Annotated in this window: 17 protein-coding genes; 2 read left to right on the plus strand and 15 right to left on the minus strand. The window is 51.7% G+C overall.

Features of this window, described 5'->3' with window-relative positions; genetic code table 11:
• Positions 1-13: 13 nt before the first annotated feature.
• Together LAJLEIBI_RS15235 and pdxA are read right to left on the minus strand one after the other, a co-directional pair.
• A complete protein-coding gene (locus LAJLEIBI_RS15235) occupies positions 14-1,357 on the minus strand; it encodes a four-carbon acid sugar kinase family protein (protein ID WP_006443017.1) in 1,344 nt (447 codons plus the stop codon).
• 32 nt (positions 1,358-1,389) lie between these two features.
• Positions 1,390-2,409: a 4-hydroxythreonine-4-phosphate dehydrogenase PdxA gene (pdxA, locus tag LAJLEIBI_RS15240; protein WP_040434996.1), complete on the minus strand. Its 1,020-nt coding sequence runs from the start codon at positions 2,407-2,409 to the stop codon at positions 1,390-1,392.
• A 311-nt stretch (positions 2,410-2,720) separates the two neighbouring features.
• On the opposite strand from pdxA, the gene tpiA reads away from it, so the two are divergent.
• Positions 2,721-3,503, plus strand: a complete 783-nt coding sequence (gene tpiA / locus LAJLEIBI_RS15245) for a triose-phosphate isomerase (protein WP_006443020.1) — start codon at positions 2,721-2,723, stop codon at positions 3,501-3,503.
• Positions 3,504-3,572: 69 nt separating this feature from the next.
• On the opposite strand, the gene LAJLEIBI_RS15250 is transcribed toward tpiA, so the two are convergent.
• From LAJLEIBI_RS15250 to LAJLEIBI_RS18205, 10 genes are all read right to left on the minus strand, one after another.
• On the minus strand, positions 3,573-4,412 hold the full coding sequence (locus LAJLEIBI_RS15250; protein ID WP_006443021.1) for a response regulator: 840 nt from the start codon (positions 4,410-4,412) through the stop codon (positions 3,573-3,575).
• Positions 4,413-4,516: 104 nt separating this feature from the next.
• On the minus strand, positions 4,517-6,262 hold the full coding sequence (dhaL, locus tag LAJLEIBI_RS15255; protein WP_006443022.1) for a dihydroxyacetone kinase subunit DhaL: 1,746 nt from the start codon (positions 6,260-6,262) through the stop codon (positions 4,517-4,519).
• A 144-nt stretch (positions 6,263-6,406) separates the two neighbouring features.
• Positions 6,407-6,988 (minus strand): GDSL-type esterase/lipase family protein, encoded by a 582-nt coding sequence (locus LAJLEIBI_RS15260; protein WP_006443023.1) that lies wholly within the window; start codon positions 6,986-6,988, stop codon positions 6,407-6,409.
• A 16-nt stretch (positions 6,989-7,004) separates the two neighbouring features.
• A complete protein-coding gene (locus tag LAJLEIBI_RS15265; protein WP_006443024.1) occupies positions 7,005-8,006 on the minus strand; it encodes a lipoate--protein ligase in 1,002 nt (333 codons plus the stop codon).
• A complete protein-coding gene (locus tag LAJLEIBI_RS15270) occupies positions 7,996-9,546 on the minus strand; it encodes an FGGY-family carbohydrate kinase (RefSeq protein ID WP_006443025.1) in 1,551 nt (516 codons plus the stop codon). Before LAJLEIBI_RS15270 ends, LAJLEIBI_RS15265 begins: the two co-directional genes overlap by 11 nt.
• 12 nt (positions 9,547-9,558) lie before the next feature.
• Positions 9,559-10,950 carry a dihydrolipoyl dehydrogenase gene (gene lpdA, locus LAJLEIBI_RS15275; RefSeq protein ID WP_006443026.1) on the minus strand — a complete coding sequence of 464 codons (1,392 nt, stop codon included), beginning with the start codon at positions 10,948-10,950 and terminating at the stop codon, positions 9,559-9,561.
• Positions 10,951-10,967: 17 nt separating this feature from the next.
• Positions 10,968-12,230 (minus strand): dihydrolipoamide acetyltransferase family protein, encoded by a 1,263-nt coding sequence (locus LAJLEIBI_RS15280; protein WP_006443027.1) that lies wholly within the window; start codon positions 12,228-12,230, stop codon positions 10,968-10,970.
• A 14-nt stretch (positions 12,231-12,244) separates the two neighbouring features.
• Positions 12,245-13,159 (minus strand): class II fructose-bisphosphate aldolase, encoded by a 915-nt coding sequence (locus tag LAJLEIBI_RS15285; protein WP_006443028.1) that lies wholly within the window; start codon positions 13,157-13,159, stop codon positions 12,245-12,247.
• 33 nt (positions 13,160-13,192) lie between these two features.
• Positions 13,193-14,206 carry an alpha-ketoacid dehydrogenase subunit beta gene (locus LAJLEIBI_RS18200; protein WP_006443030.1) on the minus strand — a complete coding sequence of 338 codons (1,014 nt, stop codon included), beginning with the start codon at positions 14,204-14,206 and terminating at the stop codon, positions 13,193-13,195.
• On the minus strand, positions 14,206-15,189 hold the full coding sequence (locus LAJLEIBI_RS18205) for a thiamine pyrophosphate-dependent dehydrogenase E1 component subunit alpha (RefSeq protein ID WP_006443032.1): 984 nt from the start codon (positions 15,187-15,189) through the stop codon (positions 14,206-14,208). The genes LAJLEIBI_RS18200 and LAJLEIBI_RS18205 overlap by 1 nt, the downstream gene beginning before the upstream one ends.
• A 264-nt stretch (positions 15,190-15,453) precedes the next feature.
• Here LAJLEIBI_RS18205 and LAJLEIBI_RS15295 point away from each other — a divergent pair, with 264 nt between their 5' ends.
• Positions 15,454-16,245 (plus strand): DeoR/GlpR family DNA-binding transcription regulator, encoded by a 792-nt coding sequence (locus LAJLEIBI_RS15295; RefSeq protein ID WP_006443035.1) that lies wholly within the window; start codon positions 15,454-15,456, stop codon positions 16,243-16,245.
• A 44-nt stretch (positions 16,246-16,289) separates the two neighbouring features.
• Here LAJLEIBI_RS15295 and LAJLEIBI_RS15300 read toward each other — a convergent pair whose 3' ends face one another.
• From LAJLEIBI_RS15300 to LAJLEIBI_RS15310, 3 genes are all read right to left on the minus strand, one after another.
• Positions 16,290-16,958 carry a histidine phosphatase family protein gene (locus LAJLEIBI_RS15300; protein WP_006443037.1) on the minus strand — a complete coding sequence of 223 codons (669 nt, stop codon included), beginning with the start codon at positions 16,956-16,958 and terminating at the stop codon, positions 16,290-16,292.
• A 6-nt stretch (positions 16,959-16,964) separates the two neighbouring features.
• Positions 16,965-17,741 (minus strand): SurA N-terminal domain-containing protein, encoded by a 777-nt coding sequence (locus LAJLEIBI_RS15305; RefSeq protein ID WP_006443038.1) that lies wholly within the window; start codon positions 17,739-17,741, stop codon positions 16,965-16,967.
• 136 nt (positions 17,742-17,877) lie between these two features.
• Positions 17,878-18,765 (minus strand): sugar phosphate isomerase/epimerase family protein, encoded by an 888-nt coding sequence (locus LAJLEIBI_RS15310; RefSeq protein ID WP_006443039.1) that lies wholly within the window; start codon positions 18,763-18,765, stop codon positions 17,878-17,880.
• Positions 18,766-18,834: the final 69 nt, after the last annotated feature.

Consider the following 18,834-nt stretch of genomic DNA (forward strand, 5'->3'; position numbering starts at 1 on the left):
TTCCTCCAAATTGTTATTTTCTTGCTGATTCACGGAACAGCCGGCTCACAATGTCACAGGCTGTATTATCGTTGCCTGTCAGTCCCCCTTTTCCCACGACAGGGAGTCCGTCATAGCTTCCCACCAGGCGTCCGACGTCCGTCTGCGGTATGACATAATCCATTACTTCTATACACTCAACACCAAGCTGGTAACAAACATTGACCATCGTATCACCGCCTGTTGTGTAAAGTCCCGCTACTTTCTCTCTGCCGGCCTGCTCAAGCACCTGTGAAATGATCGTGCCGAGTCCCGCGTTGATTCTGTTGGCGCTCATACCGCCGGCATAATGTCTCTTGTTATCTTCTTCATCCAGATTCAGCAGCTCTCCGTGCAGCGCTGTCTCAAAGAGGATCGCCCTTGGCTGGGTCTCGGATTCCATCAGTTCTACCGCTTTATGTACCGCTTTGAACGCTTCGTCCATGGCCGCGTCGCCGCCTTCAATTAGGGGAAGCGGGTCTACGCTGATGCGGACATGTCTTTTGTCCTCACAGAGTACCTCCATCTGTTTCTTTGTGACTGGTGTCGCGCTGCCTGCCGCGATAAGTACCGTCTTGCCGTTCTCATCAGTCTCAGGTGGAACATTTGGTTCTTCCTCCTTGATCAGTCCGCGGTGGAAAGCAAGCTTTGACGTAAACGGGCCCGGATCCACTGCCACTACATTCCAGCGAAGTTCTATACACGCTTTCGCAATTTCTTCTACATCCCCGAGCGTGATCGCATCGACTACTATGACGCCGCATCCTGCGTTTCTTTCTTCTTCCAGCGCTTTCCTGACCGCCTCTTCTCCTTTTAATACTTTATCAAGCGTCACGAGGCCGACCTTGCGTTTTGTCTGGCCACAGAGCAGCCTTGGTATATAATTTTCCTTAACCGGGGTGCGCACGTCCTGTGCCACCGGGGTATTGACAAGTGCCACACCGTCGATGACGGAATAACCTCCAACGAGTATTCTTCTCGACTGAGGCATGGCCGGGACTACAACTGCGACCGCATCTTCTCCGGCGGTATCCAGCATTGCGTCCACTTCGATCCCGACTCCGCCGCGCAGCGTCGTATCGATACGTTTCGTAAAATATTTAACTCCCATGCGCTTAAGCGCCTGTGTTCCGGACTTTACTTTTTCGTATGCTTCGTTTGCCGGAAGCGCTCTGCTGTTGCTGCTTATGAGAACTGCATCCAGCTCATCCAGCCCTTCTGCTTTTTCTGCCGCTTCCTCATTGAAAAATACCGCCGTCCTTGCTTTTGACCTTGCAAGCAGCACACCCGTGGTGGTTGCCCCGGTCAGATCATCAGCTACCGCACCGATTAAAGGCATCTTTATCCCTCTCTTTCTATAAACACAGTCTCTTAGTTTTCTTCTCTTTCATGCTGTTTTGCAGCATACTCGGCAACTACTTTCGTAGATTCGATAAGACTTATGGAACCTGCGATGCCTTTACCTGCGATGTCGAACGCTGTGCCATGGTCTACGGAACTTCTTATGAAAGGAAGGCCGAAGGTGAGTGTCACGGATTTTTCAAAATCCAGTGTCTTGCAGGCAATGTGCCCCTGATCGTGATAGAGAGAAAGGATAGCGTCAAACTTTCCTGACTTTCCGATATTGAATACAGAATCTGCCGGACAAGGCCCTACCGCGTTGATTCCTTTTTCCTTCGCCGCCTCTACCGCCGGTCCGATGTCTGTCAGTTCTTCAGTCCCGAACAGACCGTTGTCTCCGTTGTGCGGATTTAATCCCGCAACCGCGATAAGCGGATTCTCGATTCCTACTTTGCGGAGCTCTTTATCGATATTGATAACATTTTCCAGGATCACGTCTTTGGTCGCATAGTGGCATGCGTCCACAAGGGACATGTGACGGCTGACGAAAAATACTCTCAGTTTGTGGCAGGAGAACATCGTCAGTGCATACGGGGAGTTTGTCGCGTTCTGGTAAATCTCTGTGTGCCCCGGTTCTTTTACGCCAACGAGTTTGATTGCACCTTTGTGGATCGGTGATGTGGACACTGCATCGATCTTCCCGGCCAGCCCAAGCTCAATGGACTTCATGATCCAGTCGATCGCCATCTGGCCTGCCAGCTTCTGCTCTTTTCCCCATTCAATGGAATCCGTGTCATAATCGCCGGTCTCCATTATATCTACAACGCCGTATTCGTACTTTGCCTCGGAAGGATCTGAGATCAAATTGTACTGAAGCTCCTTGCCAAGCACTTTGGCCGCTTTCTCCATGATCGCCCTGCTTCCGATCACAAATGGCTTGCAGCACTCGTGGATCTCTTTGCTCAGCATCGTGCCTACTACTATCTCCGGTCCGATACCTGCCGGGTCCCCCATGGTAATTGCTGTCACTGGTTTGAATTGCTCGCTCATTTTCTTCATTCCTTTCGTTTACTTTCGTTTATGTTTTTGTTTTGTTTTTCGTTTTTCTTTCTTTATGACTTCATATTACATTCGTTTCTTTTGATATGCAACCGTTTTTTGTAATTTCAGTACATTTACATATTTTCAACAATACTGTTTTGTGCATTTTAACCCGGATTTTTATATATGTTTTTCGTTTGCTTTCGTTTTTTCGTTTTGTTAATTATTTCACGGTTTAAAGTTGCGTTTTCACGTATTATCATATATAATAGACTCAGATTACAGATCAGTTTACATCAGATTCGCACAAGGAGGCAGTCATGCAGAAAAAATTATATTTTGGAAGTAACTTAAAGATGTACAAGAATATTCACGATACCGTGGAGTACCTTCAAGATCTCGTAGCGTACACAAAGGATATCAGCCGTGATGAAATCGAGCTTTTCATTATCCCTTCCTACACGACGCTGGAAAGCGCCACAAAAAATGTGGACCGTACATACGTAAAACTCGGGGCACAGAATATGTGCTGGGAAGATGAGGGGCAGTTTACCGGAGAGATCTCTCCTCTCATGCTGAAAGAACTCGGGCTTGACCTCGTCATGATCGGACATTCCGAGAGAAGACACGTGTTCGGCGAAACAGATATGGAAGAAAATAAAAAAGTAAAAGCAGCGCTTGACCACGGATTTACAACTCTGCTCTGCATCGGCGAGACCGCAGAGGAAAAAAATTACGGCATCAGCGCGGAAGTGCTCCGCACGCAGCTCAAAGTCGGATTTCACGATGTACCCAAAACACAGATTCCGAATATCTGGGTCGCATATGAGCCAGTGTGGTCCATCGGAGTCAACGGTACACCGGCAACGGCAGACTATGCGGAAGAAATGCACAAGGTGATCAAGCAGACACTGCTGGAGATCTTCGGCAGCGCCGGAGCAGACATCCCCGTATTGTACGGCGGCAGCGTCAATCCAGGCAACGCGAACGACCTCATCGTACAGCCGTCCATCGACGGACTGTTCACAGGCAGAGCCGCCTGGCAGGCAGATAAGTTCGATAAACTGATCCGCGATGCAAAAAAGACATTTGAGTCATTGTAAAGGGACACGTTAAAACGAATTGGGGACGGGGGAAATCTAGATTTCCCCCGTCCCCAATTTTACTCAATTTTACATTTCGTATAATTCGATCATATTATTGACTCTGTTTTTTATAACAGAAGGGTCAAATGGTTTATGTATGATCTCACAGATACCCAGGTCCTTGATACGCTGCATTTTAACCGCGGAGTTCTCGGCGGTGATGGCGATTACCGGTATATTTTCCAGCAGGCTCCGGCTTCTGGCTTCCTTCATCATTTCAATCCCGTCCATGACAGGCATTATAACATCCAAAAGAACTGCCGCTATTTCATCCCCGCGGGAGTCAAGGTGCTCCAGCGCTTCCTGCCCGTCTGCCGCCTCCAGGATCCCGAACTCGCCGCGCAGCACTTCCTTTAATATGACACGGTTCATCTCCGCATCATCCACGAGGAGCACAAGGCCCCGCTCCTTCTGCCGCGTCGGCTGTGGCCGGCCGGCCCGTTTTCTCTTCTGGTTCTCCGTCAGTCTGATCAGCTGGTCTACCCGGTTTGTAACAAGATAGGGATCAAACGGTTTTGCAATCACATCACAGACGCCATATTCTATCCCTTTTAAAATATTTTCCTTATAAGTCTCTGCCGTTACAAATATAATGGGTATATCTTTATACTCGTGTATCTGCTTTACCCGCTCCAGGAATGCAAAGCCGTCCATGACAGGCATTATGATGTCCAGCATTATAAGCGCTATATTCCTATACTCTTTTTCCAGTATCCCGAGCGCCTCAAGCCCGTTCTCTGCCTCGAGTATATGATGATCATTTCCCAGGATCACCGAGAGAAGCTGACGGTTCATCCCCATGTCTTCCACTATCAAAATTGTCTTTTTATTTATATTGTCCACATTATCCACATCCTGTCCCTCCATATTTCTCTTCTATTATAAACTATCTGGAAGGATTTACAAGTGAATTGGGGACGGGGGAAATTTAAATTTCCCCCGTCCCCAATTCGGTTTTAACGTGTCCCCTTTTATCCTTCTATGAATTCTCTCATGCCCTGGAAGATGAGCCATACGGATGTGGCTCCTGCATCCTGGTATCCGATGGCGCGTTCCATCAGTGATTTTGCACGTCCGAATTTGGCCACATAGTTCTTCGTATCTTCCACGCCCTGTCTTGCGGCTTCTTCCGCAGCCTTCGTCATCTCGAGCAGGCCTTTGCCGCTGTTGGCTTCCATTGCCTCCACGGCAGGCGCCAGGGCGTCTACCATTGTCTTGTCGCCGACTTCCGCTTTGCCCCGCTCTTTTATTGCTGCCAGGCTCTTTCGTTCCATCTTCGCCAGTTCTCCGGCCGTGATGGATGCCGCCGGCTCTGTGTCCCTGGCGCCTGCCAGATACAGGCTTCCGAAGATAACTCCGGAGGCGCCGCCCATGGACAGCAGCATCGCCTTCCCGGCCGCCTCAAAGATGGCGTATACGTTCTCCTCGCCTTTCATCCTGAGCAGTTTCGCCCTGGCCTTCTTCATGCCCCCTGCCATTCCGATGCCGTGGTCGCCGTCTCCGATGGCGCTGTCGATCTCCGTCAGATACGGCTTCTTTGCGATCACTTTGTCCGCTATGTATATGAGCATCTCTCTCGCATCTTCAGCCGTAAGCTCAGTGATCGTCCCTTTCTTCGTCCTCGAAAGCACCGGCTCTTCTTCGTCCCCGGCCTCATCCCCGGTATCCTCCGGCTCTGCTTCTGCCTCTTCGTCCTCCGCCTCGTACGCGCTCCCGGTCAGCTCTCCCTTGGCATAGTACGGACTGTAACAAGGCATATCGTAGTATTTCTTAAGCTCTTCATCGAGCCGGAACAGCGTAATGGAAAATCCGCCCATCTCCTGGCTCGTACAATAGTGGTTCAAGTCCGTATCATATACTTTGACGCCGTCCTTATCGAGAAGCTCCTTCACCTTACGGAATACGATCGCAAGCTCGGTTATCGTCGTGGAGCCAAGTCCGTTTATGAGCACACAGACCTCCTCCCCTTCCCCGAGTCCTGTATCTTCCTTGATCTGCTCATACATCTTCTCAGCCAGTACGTCCGCAGGCTCCCATTTCGTCCTGAGTACGCCTCTCTCCCCGTGCAGTCCCATCCCGTATTCGATCTCCTCTTCGCCGAGTTCAAATATAGGCTTATCCACACCGGGAAGCTGAGCCGGGGCGGTGGCCACTCCTATGGTGTTCGTATTGTCACGCGCTTTCTCTGCGATCCTTGTCACTTCCTCCAGGTCAAGCCCCGCATCGCACGCAGCTCCCGCGGTCTTTACGACAAACACATCCCCCGCGATCCCACGCCGGTCTGATATTCTGTCCCTGGGCGCGCTTGCCACATCGTCCCACACACGGACGTGCGCCGTCCTGATCCCGTCGTCATTCAGAAATTCTTCTCCCATGTCAAAGTTCAGATTGTCTCCCGCATAGCAGCCGTATACGAACAGAACCCCCTTGCCATTATCCACCGCCTTTGCCGTCTCATATATAGTGTTCGGGTCCGGAGACGCAAATATATTGCCGCAGGCGGCCGCATCCGCCAGTCCCTTACCGACAAATCCCGAAAACATAGGCTCGTGTCCGCTCCCGCCGCCGATGACAAGGGCCACCTTGTCCTTTCTCCTCTGCTTTAAGATGACACCGTTCACCTCAGGATGCTTTCTGTAATATCTGCTGTAAGCGCTGACATACCCTTCCATCATCTCCTGTACTACATTGTCCGCATCATTGATAATCTTTCTCATCGTTCAACCTCTTTTCTGTCCATATTTTATACTCATTATATCATGAGCACAGCTCATGATTATTGTACATTCGCCAAATGCTTCGCGCCTGGCTCATTGTGTTCATTATATCATACGAAATAAACCTGCGTAATCATCCCTGTATCATTCCACAAGCTTCATTATGCTTTCAGCCCACAGTCCGGCCATCCGCCTGTGCCCTTCTTCGGAAGCATGGATGCCGTCCAGATAAAATGACGCGGTACCGGCGGGATCATCCGGAATACTTTGACGGAAATCTATGAGCGGCACACCGAAGCTGTCCGCAAATGCCATCAGCCAGTCGCTGTATTCCCCGAGCAGCCGGCCGACGCACTCTCCGGACGCGAACGCCTTCCATTTGTCAGAAAGCCCGGCTTCATACACAGGAAGCGGACTGCCGATCACCGGCCTGATCCTGCGGTGCATACAGCGAAATACCATTGCCGCCATATTACATTTTGCCTCTGCGATGCTTCCTGAAAAAAAGATGTCATTGCTCCCTCCCATCACAAATATCACATCCGGCCCGCTGCCTGCCGCGTCTGTCTCAAATCTGGACAGCATGCCCCCTGTCGTATCTCCGTTTATTCCTTTATTGACGATCTCACTTCCAGGCATTGCACGCGAAGCAAGGGCAGTCCAGACGGACGCCCTTTTTACTCCATACCCATATGTAAGACTGTCACCAATACAGACGATTCTCATGCACATTCCTCCTGCCTCATTCCGGAACACAGCAGATACAGGCCGCGACTTCATTTGCCTCGATCGTTCCGAAGTAATCCCTTATCCGGAACTCCTGAAGCACCTCCAGCACCTCCTCGTACCGGTATCTGCATCCCGTAAGCCTCCCGGCCACCTCAGAGGCCGGCCGCAGCGCCATAAAGTCTCCGTACATCAGACACTCTTCTATCCGGCCCTCTCTTACGTTCATGTATACTTCCACCGTGCCGCCCTCATATTTTTTATAGTTATGAATGGCACAGTTTATCGGCTGTCCGTAATTCCATTCCCACGTCTCATATTTTTCCCGCTTCAGCCGTTCAATCTGTACAAGCTCCTTCTCCGGCAGCTTCAGCATATCATAACCGGAGTCCTCGAGCATCTTTTCCGCAAGACGCTCCCGGAAGACGTCCATCGTGATCTCATCCGGCACATAATCCTTTATATTGCCCACACGGCTTTTTACCGACTTCACCGCTTTGGAGTTAAATTTTTCGCTCCTCACATTCAGGCTTTTGGATACGACAGATAAGTCAGAATCAAAGAGCAGGCAGCCGTGATGCAGGATCCGGTTCTTGTAGATTCTCTGTGCAGTGCCGGACACCTTCCTGTCCTCTATCATAATGTCGTTGCGCCCGCTGAATTCCGCCTTCGCCCCCAGTTCTCTCAGCACCTCGATGACAGGTCCTGTAAAATGCTTCATCTCATCCCGGCCTTCCTCCCCTCTGTCCGCAATGACAGAGTAGTTCAGATTACCAAGGTCATGATACACAGCCCCGCCTCCCGTCGTCCTTCGCACGACCCGGATGCCGTGTTCCTTCACAAACTGCTGGTTGATCTCCTCCATGGCATTCTGGTGTCTTCCGACCACGATCGTATTGTCATTCTGCCAGAGCATGACAATGACACCTTCCATATGATGCGTCAGAAGATATTCCTCCAGTGCAAGATTATAATAAGGATCGGTACAATTATTTACAACAAGGTAATTATTTTTCATACTTTTTCGCCACCTGGTATAAATCAGTAAAATCATTCTTCAGATGCGCATATAAGTTCCGGTATATTTCAAAGTATTCCATATAGCGCTCATGCGTCTCCTGATTCGGTTCCATATAATCAATATAGTTTACTTTTTCCTTGGCTATCGAAAAGTCTTCAAACACGCCTACGCTCACTCCCGCCAGAATAGCATCCCCGTAAGGCGCTCCGACACGGTTTTCCACAAATGCGGTCGGGACATTGAACACATCTGTGATGATCCTCCTCCAGAGCTTGCTCTTCGCTCCGCCTTCATTGAGGATGATCGGCGCATTTGCCTTGATCCCCTTCTCCAGCATAAGTCTGTAATTATCATACAGCGCATATGCAACACCTTCCATCATGGCACGTATGAGATGCCCCTTTGTGTGGTGGAGCGACAGGCCGAACACCGTCCCCCTCGCATATGCGTTCCAGAGCACGGTGCGCTCCCCCATAAGATACGGGAGCACGATAAGCCCTTCACTGCCGGCCGGCACTTTCTCTGCCTCTTTGTTCATGATATCATATACATCCATATCTGACATCAGTTTTGCGGTGGCATGTTCCATCTGGCAGAAATTATCCCGGATATACCGGAGCACCTGTCCCCCGGTGAGCACGACAGCTATGGAAATGAAGTCGTTGCAGGAATTGGTCGTGTAGGCATCATTGCACACAAGATCAATAAATTCTCTGCTGTCATTTACAACACCCATGACACCGCACGTTCCGAGATTGATCTGCACATCGCCCGGGGCGATGGCGCCGCCGCCCACAAAACCGGCATTGCAGTCCACCTGTCCGGCGCAGACCGGTATGCCCGGCACAAGTCCAAGTTCTTCTGCCGCACGTTCCGTGACCGTCCCGACGATATACTCGCACGGATACAGATCCGGCATAAGTTCCATGTCAATGCCAAGCTTATCCATCAGCTCCCTGTTGAACTCTTTTTTCCTGATATCATACGCGACACCCCAGAATCCGCCGTGGGAATAGCTCATGGCTGCCCGGCCCGTCATGCGCAGCCTGACAAAGCCGTCGATCGTCAGCGTCTTCCAGATCCTGGCGTAATCGTCCGGTCGGTTATTCTTCTCCCACATGATATTCACCATGGTCGGATAATCCTCGATCCGGTTGCCGTTGATTTGAAATATCTCATCCACCCCGATCTGTTCCCTGAGCCACTCTACTTCCTTAACGGCCCGCCGGTCCATCAGATTATAAGCGCGGTTGATAGGACGTCCGTCCTTATCGACCATGACAAGGCACGGCTGCGCTGATGATATGCCGATCCCCCGGATCTCCTGGGGTGATATGCCCGCCTTCTTCATACAGTCTCTTATCGTCCCGCACGCCAGTGTCCAGTAATTCTCTGCATCGTGCTCAGACCACGAAGGTTTGTCTACGTAAATGGGGTACTCCTGGAAGGAATATGCGAGCACGTCCGCATGTTCATCAATTATACACGCCTTTCCGCCCCCCGTTCCGTAGTCAAGGCCTATCATATATTTTCCCATACTGCTTCCTCCTTATTTTACAGCTTTGTGCACGCTCTTTCCAAAGCAGTCAAGAGCCGCTTCCCTGATCATTTCCGACAGCGACGGATGTGCCACTATCATCCTCTCCCACTCGTCAAGTGTCGTTTTGTTCCTGACCGCCTCGGAGGCAAACGCGATCATCTCCGGGGCATTTTCACCTGTGATATGTACGCCAAGCGTCGTCTTCCTTTCTCTGTCCATGACGACCCGCACAAGACCGTCCGCCCCTTCTGCCAGCGCCATCCCGTTGGCGCTGTAGGCAAATTCTCCGGTCACCGCCGCAATTCCTTCTTCTTCGGCTTTTGCCGCGCTCATTCCCACTGCCGCAAAGGCCGGCATCGTATAGATGCATCTCGGCATAACGCGCAGGTCTGCAGGCTCCCTGCGGGAGGTGATGTTTCTCACCGCCGCCTCACCTTCCGCGTAGGCGGCGTGCGCCAGCTGGTATCCACCGGCCGCGTCGCCGATGGCATAGATATGGGGCACGCTCGTCTCCATGTATTCATCTACCTGTATCTCCCCCTTTGCAGTGAGCGCAATGCCCGCCGCTCCGGTATCGATCCCGTTCAGATTCGGCTTTCTCCCGGTAGCCATAAGCACAACATCCGCGTCAGCCTGTCCGTTTTCTTCTCCTTCGTAAATGACCCGGAACCTGTCTTTTGTCTTCTCCACCTTTTGGACTTTCGTCCCGCACAATATATGTATGCCCCGCTTTTTAAGCGAGCGGGTCATGTATGCCACCGCCTGTCTGTCTTCCGCCGGGAACAGCTCCGGAAGCACTTCGATGACCGTCACCTCCGAACCGAGGGAACTGTACGCGCTTGCCAGCTCCATACCGATGACTCCCCCTCCGATGACCACAAGCCGCGCCGGGACCTTTTCCAGTTCAAGCGCCTCTGTGCTCGTTATCGTATACTCTGCCCCCTGTATCGGAATGGAAGCGGAGACAGAACCGGTAGCGATAATGAGGTCTCTTCCCTTATACACCTGTCCGCCGCACTCTGCCTCGCCCGGAGCGGAGACGCTGGCAAAACCGCGCACTACCTTCACATTATTTACCTTCAGCAGATGATCCACACCTGCCACGAGCTTATCCACCACTTCCTTCCGTCCTTTCTGTATCTTCCGGAAGCTGAACAGCCCGCATTCTTTAAAGATATTCTGCTTTGTAAGCGCCCGCACCTTCTCCATGGCCGCCGCCTTGTCAAGCAGATACTTTGTCGGTATACATCCCACATTCAGACAGGTGCCGCCGATGTGCCCGCCTTCAAACAATACGACAGACAGCCCTTTCTTTGCGGCCGTTATGGCGGCTGAATAACCGCCCGGCCCGCCGCCGACCACGATCAGATCGAACTCTTCCTTCACCCTGTTATCTTCCATTTTAGCGCCCCCCTTATCTACAGCAGTGCCATTGCCGGATCTTCTATCAGAGACTTCAATTCCGCCAGGAACTGCGCTCCATATGCGCCGTCGACGACACGGTGGTCGAAGCTTCCCGTAAGATTCATCACCGGAACCGCCGACCATTGTCCATCTTCAAGCACCGGCTTTTCCTGGACGGCGCCCACGGCCAGTATGCACACTTCAGGCGGGTTGATGATAGCGTCAAACTGTGTCACCGGATACATGCCGAGGTTAGACAGGGTGATCGTTCCGCCCGACATGTCATCGGCCGTTAGCTTCCCTTCCCGCGCGCGGCTTATGTTGGCCTTGTTCGCCTCACATATCTCCGTTATATTTTTTTCATTTACCGCTCTCACGACCGGAACGATAAGTCCGTCGTCCACAGATACGGCCAGACCGATATTCACATCCTTATGCAGCAGAATTGCGTTGTCTGTGTAAGAAGCATTGACATACGGATACTTGCGCACAGCCGCTTCCATACATTTGAACAAAATATCATTGTAAGATATTTTAAAGCCGGCCTTATTGTCGTTGACTTTCGCCCGGAAGGCAATGCACCGCTCCATATTTACTTCTACGGTCGCTCTGAATACCGGAATATTCTGTGAACTCTCCAGCATCCTGCGGGCGATCGTCCTGCGCATCGAGGTGAGCGGCACTTCAGTGACAGCTGCGCCTTCTGCTACCGCCCTGCGCGGCGCGTTCTCGATGTAGATCTGTACATCCGAACGTTTCAGGATATGCTTTCCTGTAAAGGCCGCAGCATCGCTGAGGGAGATCCCGTGCTCTCTGGCGAGCAGTTTCGCGTTCGGCATCGCTTTTACTTCCCCTGTATCCGTATGTACGGACGGCGCCTGCTCCTGCTTTGGCGCGGACGCATAGCGGACAGGTCCGGACGGATCGATGGGCTGATATTCGTCCTCCTCCTCTTCTGTCTGAGACACCGGCATCGCGGCCGCCCCATGACCTGAAGCGCTGCCTCCTCCCGCTCTCGCCTCTGCTTCCTGTCTGTCGCTCTCATCACCGATCAGCGCCAGAACCTCCCCGGCAGCGGCACTGTCTCCTTCTTCTACCAGGATCGCAAGCACCGTGCCCTTGGCAAAGCTTTCCACTGAGAGGGTGGCCTTATCCGTCTCCACGGTGAGAAGCTCGTCGCCTCTTTTGACCTTATCTCCTTTTTTTACCAGCCAGGCGCCCACGGTGGAAGTGTCTGTCGTCTGCCCTCCGGCCGGCATCGTTATCTCTTTTATCATAATTTTCTACCACCTTAAAATGCTTTGTTCTCTCCGTTCAGTGCGCGGATCGTCTCTTCCACATACGCGATGACCGCTTCCTGCTCTTTCACGATCATATCCTTGCCGGCGCCTCTTCCGAGGACGTCATTCGGATCCATGTGGTCCACATCATGTTCTGCAAGATAGGCTTTCACCGCGTTAATGGCCGCCCGTTTCATCCCCGTGCCAAAGTTCACCTTTGCCACGCCCATCGCCGCCGCTTTGGACAGATCTTCGTGAGCGATACTCGTGCCGCCGTGCAGTACGAGCGGGATATCGATCTCTTTCGCAAGTGTCCGGAGGGCGTCGTAGTTGATCGTCACTTTTCCGTCTTCTTTCAGGTGACAGTTGCCGACGGCCACAGCCACGGCATCTATGCCTGTCTCTTTCACAAAGCTGCGGCAAAGTTCAGGGTCTGTGTCCTCTCCTTCGTGAATCTCTCCTGTCGCTGAGTTGAAAAGCGGCAGCTCCCCGACTTCCCCTTCCACGGCCACGCCTTTTGCGTGCGCTTTCTCCACGATCCGCTTCTGGATCTCTGTGAGTTCCTGAAGCGGAAGTGCGTCGGAGGCGAATACAGGGGCGAACATGACCATGTCAAAGCCTGTCTCGGCCGCCTCGATGACCATAGCTTCATCATCCGATTCATTCAAAAGCAGCGCTACCGGAACCTTCGCTTCCTCCGCTATTTTAGACAGCATGGCATAATACACGGCAAGACTTTCTTTGTAACGCCTCTTGGCCTCCCCGACATAAGTGCCGCACACGCCGATCATGACCGGTGACTTTACGTTTTCCGCCGCCCTCACCATCGCGAGTGTAGACTGCAGGTCCCAGCTCTCAAAATATCCGACTGCGTATTTATTTTCAAGTGCGTGTCCAAGCAACTCTTTCACTGTTATTCTGCTCATAATTTTTTCATCCTTTCACATCGTCTCTTGTTGTTAAAACTCTGCCAGTTCCCGCGCCGCATCCATAATACGCTCCGTACTTGGAATCACAAAATTCTCCATCGGAGACGCAAACGGTACCGGGGTGTCATATGCCGCCACGATCTTTACAGGTGCGTCCAGGTCAAATATATTGTGCTCCGCAACATGTGCGGCAACCTGCGCCCCCCATCCGTTGTTCTGATGATCTTCATGCACGATAAGCAGCTTTCCCGTCTTTTTGAGCGACTCTGTCACTGTCTCGTAGTCAAACGGCACAAGCGTTCTCGGGTCAATGACTTCGCAGCTGATCCCTTCTGCCTCCAGCTTCTTTGCGGCCTCCTGCGCGCGGTAGCTCATAAGAAGGTTCGCAACGATCGTCACGTCGCTGCCTTCTCTCCGCACGGCGGCCTTTCCAAATTCCACCGTGTAGTCCTCTTCCGGCACTTCCCCGGACGTTTTGATGGCGTCTTTTTCTTTTCTCGTTCCTCCGTACAACAGCTTGTGTTCAAATACGAGCACCGGATCATCGTCCCGGATTGCCTGCTTCATCAACCCCTTCGCGTCATACGGCGTGGACGGGCAGATCACTTTAAGTCCGGGCACGTGTGTAAAATAGCTCTCCAGACTCTGGGCATGCTGCGCGCCTCGATTCGTCGCTCCGCAGGGCGCCCTCATGACCATCGGCACATGTACGGTCCCGCCGGACATGTAACACATTTTGGCCGCCTGATTCACGAGCTGGTCCATCATACAGAACAGGAAATCACCGTACTGGAGGTCTGCCACCGGACGCATACCGGTGATGCCGGCGCCGACGCACACTCCTGATATGAGGATCTCGGCGATGGGTGTATTGATGACCCGTTCCGGCCCGAATTCCTCAAGAAGACCCTTCGTCACCGTGAACGCCCCTCCCATTCCACCTTTTATATCTACGTCTTCCCCAAGGCAGAAGACGGTGTTGTCTCTTCTCATCTCTTCCTGGATCGCCTGTTTTAAGGCGTCCGCTATGGACATTTCAGCCATTATGCATTTCCTCCTTCCCAGTATACGTCCCGGAGTGCAGATTCCGGGTCCGGGTCTTTGCTGTTCTTTGCATATTCCACTTCCGCTTCTATCTCTGCTTCTATCTCTTCTTCTATCCGGATCAGTTCTTCTTCACTGATGATCTCTTCCTCAAGCAGCCGCTTCCTGAATGACTGTACCGGATCTCTGGAAAACCACTCTTTCTCCTCATCCTCCGGCCGGTAACCGCAGGCGTCATTTCTCGAGTGTCCGCCGATGCGGTACGTCTTAAGCTCCAGGATCGTAGGGCCTTCCCCTTTTCTTGCGCGTTCGATCGCCCGCGCGGCCGCCTCGTTTACAGCCAGTACATCATTGCCGTCCACGACTTCCGCCGGTATCCCGTATGCCGGCCCTCTGTCCGCAGCAACGTTCTCAAGATTACAGGTCATCTTGATGGAAGTCGTTGCAGAATAAAGATTATTTTCGCACACATAGACGACCGGAAGCTTCCACACCGCAGCCGCGTTCAGCGCCTCGTGAAAGGCGCCCTCATTGCTCGCCCCGTCTCCGAAAAAGCAGACCGCCACATTGTCTGTCTTCATCAGCTTGCACCGGAGCGCCACGCCTGCGGCGATCGGCAGGTTCCCGCCTACGATGGCGTTTGCCGTGATGGCGCCGACCGAAATATCTCCGGTGTGCATTGCGCCGCCTTTTCCTTTGCAGCATCCTTCCGCTTTGCCGAACATCTCACACATCATGGAGCGTAAGCTGACTCCTTTTGCCAGATCATGGCCTGCCGGCCTGTGAGTCGTCAATATGTAATCCTCTTTCCTGAGATCATATATCATCCCCACCGCGCAGGCTTCCTGGCCATGGGACTGGTGAATCGTTCCCGGCATGATTCCTTCCAGAAACAGATAATAAATAGTTTCCTCGTACTGGCGGATAAGGTACATATCCCTGTACATTCCGACCGCCCGTTCTCTTTCAGGCATTTTCTGCATAACGCACTCTCCTTGTCATCGTAAAATCAAAATAAATATAAAAGTAATATAGAAAAGCTATTTAACATGTTAAACTCTATGCTCTTATTATATTTTCAAAAAGTTATATATTCAACATTTTGAGCCGTGTGTGATGTTCGTATTAAAACATTTCAGACTCATATTTGTTCATTTATAAACAAAATCGTATCTATTCGGGTTGTCAAACAGAATGCGTTGTTATAAAATAAACAGATAGACACCGCACATGAAAGGGGATTTGAGATGAAAAAAGAACGGCACGCCCGGATCATCGAACTGCTGGAGAACCGTATGGTATGCACACCGAAGGAACTGGCAGACGAACTCGCCTGCAGTGAAATGACTGTCAGAAGGGATCTGAACGAACTGGAGGCTATCAGCCTCGTACGCAGAAAGCATGGCTGCGCCTTCCTCGTGAAAGCCGCAAAACCGAATTATTTTCTCGAACAGATCGACGAGCAGCAGTATGAAAAGGAAGCGATCGCAAAGGCTGCCCTGCAGTTCGTTCATCCATACAGCGTCATCTGTATAGACTCCGGCACGACCGCCCACACGGTCTCACGCTTCCTTCCGGACAACATTCCGCTGTCTGTCATAACTTCTAATCTCATGACTGCGGTAGAACTGTCCAACAAGGAGAACATCCAGACATATCTCGTCGGGGGGATGCTGTACCACAGGACAAAGTCCATCATGACCGAATCCGCCGAGCTGCTCACACAGCACCCCGCGGACGTGGCATTCATATCCGCCAGAGCCTTCCGCATCCCCGGCGGCGCGTTTGAGCACACCTACCCACTCGTGGCCACAAAAAAAGCGCTCGTGTCTATTGCCCGGAAAACGGTACTTCTCATCGACCACACGAAATGCGAGCACGTGTCGCTGTGCAATTCGATCCCGCTGAACCAGATAGACGTGATGATCACGGACAACAAAACGTCGCCCGAGATCATCAAGAAGGCGGTGGGGCTTAAAAAAGAAGTCATTGTCGTCGATCCGGAGACCTCTGCCATTGAGCATCATTACAAAGTATAAGCCCGGCCGCCTAAAGCGGCCTTGCCGATAACCTGCAGGACCTTCTATTCTTCCGCGTAGTTTCTTCCTGCCACAAGAGCGCTTCCCTTTCTGTCCTCTTCCGGCACAAAGCTGTCGTCGCTCCAGGCTGTTATCTCAACTTTGTCATCTTCTGATACCTCTACGATATTGAGCGCCGCGTTGCCTATCGGTTTTACCTCCCACAGCTCGTTGACCGCTCTTTCTTCAAACCGCATCATAAGAAGTGTCAGACATATCATGTGGGATGTTATGAGTATCGTTTTTCCTCTGTTCTCATTTACAATTCTCCAGAACGCATCCGTGATCCGCTCCGACACTTCCTGAAAGGTGTCCCCGCCTTCGATCCTGATCTCTTCCGGCCGGCTCCCCCAGAGCGCTATCTGGCCGGGATACTTTTCTTCCACTTCATTGCCGTCCAGTCCTTCCCACGCTCCGCAGCATATCTCCCGCAGTCCGTCGTCGGTCCGGACAGGAAGGGCGCGGTCTCCCCTGATGATCTCTCCCGTCTCATAAGCCCGCTTCATAGGGCTTGAGTAGATGACATCGATAGGTTCCTCCTTCAGCGCTTCCTTCGCGTACCCGGCCTGCCGTCTGCCTTTTTCGTTCAGCGGGAGGTCTACGCTTCCGAGAAATTTACAAAGTACATTCCACTCCGTCTCACCGTGGCGTACCATAATAACTTTTGTCTTCATAAATCTTTACTCCTTTTCCGTCTTTTTTGACGGCTCCGTAAGCCTGCATCTGTCCGCAAGCCATGATTTTACATTGTCCTGTGTCACAAGCAGACGCATTTCTTCTTCCGGTACTGCCTCCAGCAGCAGATCCACATTTGCAAATTTATATTCGTCTGCATACGCTTCCAGCGCTGTTTGGAAATCTTCTTCGTTTGGCTTTAAGCCATATTTATTTGCCAGCACTTCCGCTGCCAGTTCCTGCTTGACCGATGCCTTGGCCGCTTTTTCAATATCCTTGTCCGTCATGCCGAGGGCTTCCATATAGGCGTCGTACTCTGTGCCCGCCTCTTTTGCGTAATCTTCGTACTGGCTTTTCAGATTTTCTTCCACTTCTTTCAGACGGTCTGCGGGATATTTCTTCACTTCACTGTTATCAATGACTTTTTCCCACACTTTCGTCTCCACCTTTGTCCGCGCCGCTTTTTCCTTTGCCGCGTCGATCTGTTTCTTAAGCTCCAGGCGGTACTGCTCCACCGTCTCCGCGGTATCGGACAGCGTTTCCTTTACAATGGCGTCCGTGATCTTCGTATCTTCCGGGAGATCATGCTGGGCCGTATAGCCTTCCATCATCCTTGCCACGACCTTGTCTATCTCTTCGTCTGTTGTGTCGGTGACTTCCGCTTTTTCAACTTCTATTCCTTCGTATTTATCAATGGTTATATACTCATCTGACAGCCTGCCGGAGCACCCGCCGAGCATAAGAGCCGCCAGAATCATCGTTAAAAGTGCTGTTTTTTTCATAATACTTACCCCACAGTTATGTCGGCAGTGTCCATTACTGCCTTTTTTATTGTTTTAACCTTCCTTTTACAGGAGCACGCAACAACAAGAATTGCATCACATATCTTTTGGCCCGGTTTTCACAACTTGCCGGATACTAACAGCCAAGCTCTCTGTGAAGGTAGTCCATCGTCTTTTTCATGCCGTCATAGACCGCGTCGTCCTCGTCTTCAAATATTGTGACAACTTCCAGATACTGCATGACATCGTCAAGCCCAGCGTCTGCCGTGGCGCGTTTTATCAGTTCCGGCGTTACGATCCCTTCTTTTGTAAAGTCCCAGTGGCGGTCCCACTGACCGTCTGTCTGCTGCAGATGGATGGAGCCGATGTAAGGAGCGCACGTGTGGAACCACAGCTCAATGTCTGCCTCCTCTTTAAGCAGCGGTCTAAAGAGCGCATGCCCCCAGTCCACCAGAAGCCCGACCGGAATATCCGTTCCTTCCAGATCCTTCATCATCTTGACCGATGCCTCCGGGCTGTGGGGAAATTCTGTTATGAGAGGGGTCGCCTCGATATGTATCTCCTCTATCCCTTTCTCTTTCCCGTAGGAGGCCAGGCGTCTTACATAATCGAGCATTTCTTCGTACAATGCTTCCCGCCTGGCAGGATCTAACGCGTCATCGTATGACATTCCGCCTACCGGCGTCCCCATCACCTTTGCCCCCATGACTGCCGTCAGGTCAACGGCCCGTTTGAAGAAGAGAAACGCCGCCTCCCTCTGCTCCTTCGACGGGGCGAGAAAATGCCCGTAGGAATAAGAGGCCAGCCCGCCGAACGTGGCGTCTATATGCACGCCGGCTTTTGCAAATGCGTCTCTGTAGCGCAGCGCCAATACGTCTCTTAATTCTTCCGGCCACCACGGATCGATCAGGTCCCATGTAAACTGTACGTGATCCGTGCCAAAGTCATTTTTGCACATGAAAGCCAGCTTTTCCGGATCCATAAAACGCTTTACGGCAAATGACAGATTTAATCCCAGTTTCATATTTATTCTCCTCGCATTATATAGTATTAGTGTTTATAACCCTTCTTCCCGAAACTGTATGCGGTACTC

Origin of the sequence: [Clostridium] hylemonae DSM 15053, assembly GCF_008281175.1 — a bacterium.
GTDB classification, from domain to species: Bacteria; Bacillota; Clostridia; order Lachnospirales; family Lachnospiraceae; genus Extibacter; species Extibacter hylemonae.

What these genes read in the sequence shown, in the direction of transcription:
- LAJLEIBI_RS15235 (WP_006443017.1), bottom strand. Translation starts at nt 1,357, where the DNA reads ATGCCTTTAATCGGTGCGGTAGCTGATGATCTGACCGGGGCAACCACC.
- pdxA (WP_040434996.1), bottom strand. Translation starts at nt 2,409, where the DNA reads ATGAGCGAGCAATTCAAACCAGTGACAGCAATTACCATGGGGGACCCG.
- tpiA (WP_006443020.1), top strand. Translation starts at nt 2,721, where the DNA reads ATGCAGAAAAAATTATATTTTGGAAGTAACTTAAAGATGTACAAGAAT.
- LAJLEIBI_RS15250 (WP_006443021.1), bottom strand. Translation starts at nt 4,412, where the DNA reads ATGGAGGGACAGGATGTGGATAATGTGGACAATATAAATAAAAAGACA.
- dhaL (WP_006443022.1), bottom strand. Translation starts at nt 6,262, where the DNA reads ATGAGAAAGATTATCAATGATGCGGACAATGTAGTACAGGAGATGATG.
- LAJLEIBI_RS15260 (WP_006443023.1), bottom strand. Translation starts at nt 6,988, where the DNA reads ATGAGAATCGTCTGTATTGGTGACAGTCTTACATATGGGTATGGAGTA.
- LAJLEIBI_RS15265 (WP_006443024.1), bottom strand. Translation starts at nt 8,006, where the DNA reads ATGAAAAATAATTACCTTGTTGTAAATAATTGTACCGATCCTTATTAT.
- LAJLEIBI_RS15270 (WP_006443025.1), bottom strand. Translation starts at nt 9,546, where the DNA reads ATGGGAAAATATATGATAGGCCTTGACTACGGAACGGGGGGCGGAAAG.
- lpdA (WP_006443026.1), bottom strand. Translation starts at nt 10,950, where the DNA reads ATGGAAGATAACAGGGTGAAGGAAGAGTTCGATCTGATCGTGGTCGGC.
- LAJLEIBI_RS15280 (WP_006443027.1), bottom strand. Translation starts at nt 12,230, where the DNA reads ATGATAAAAGAGATAACGATGCCGGCCGGAGGGCAGACGACAGACACT.
- LAJLEIBI_RS15285 (WP_006443028.1), bottom strand. Translation starts at nt 13,159, where the DNA reads ATGAGCAGAATAACAGTGAAAGAGTTGCTTGGACACGCACTTGAAAAT.
- LAJLEIBI_RS18200 (WP_006443030.1), bottom strand. Translation starts at nt 14,206, where the DNA reads ATGGCTGAAATGTCCATAGCGGACGCCTTAAAACAGGCGATCCAGGAA.
- LAJLEIBI_RS18205 (WP_006443032.1), bottom strand. Translation starts at nt 15,189, where the DNA reads ATGCAGAAAATGCCTGAAAGAGAACGGGCGGTCGGAATGTACAGGGAT.
- LAJLEIBI_RS15295 (WP_006443035.1), top strand. Translation starts at nt 15,454, where the DNA reads ATGAAAAAAGAACGGCACGCCCGGATCATCGAACTGCTGGAGAACCGT.
- LAJLEIBI_RS15300 (WP_006443037.1), bottom strand. Translation starts at nt 16,958, where the DNA reads ATGAAGACAAAAGTTATTATGGTACGCCACGGTGAGACGGAGTGGAAT.
- LAJLEIBI_RS15305 (WP_006443038.1), bottom strand. Translation starts at nt 17,741, where the DNA reads ATGAAAAAAACAGCACTTTTAACGATGATTCTGGCGGCTCTTATGCTC.
- LAJLEIBI_RS15310 (WP_006443039.1), bottom strand. Translation starts at nt 18,765, where the DNA reads ATGAAACTGGGATTAAATCTGTCATTTGCCGTAAAGCGTTTTATGGAT.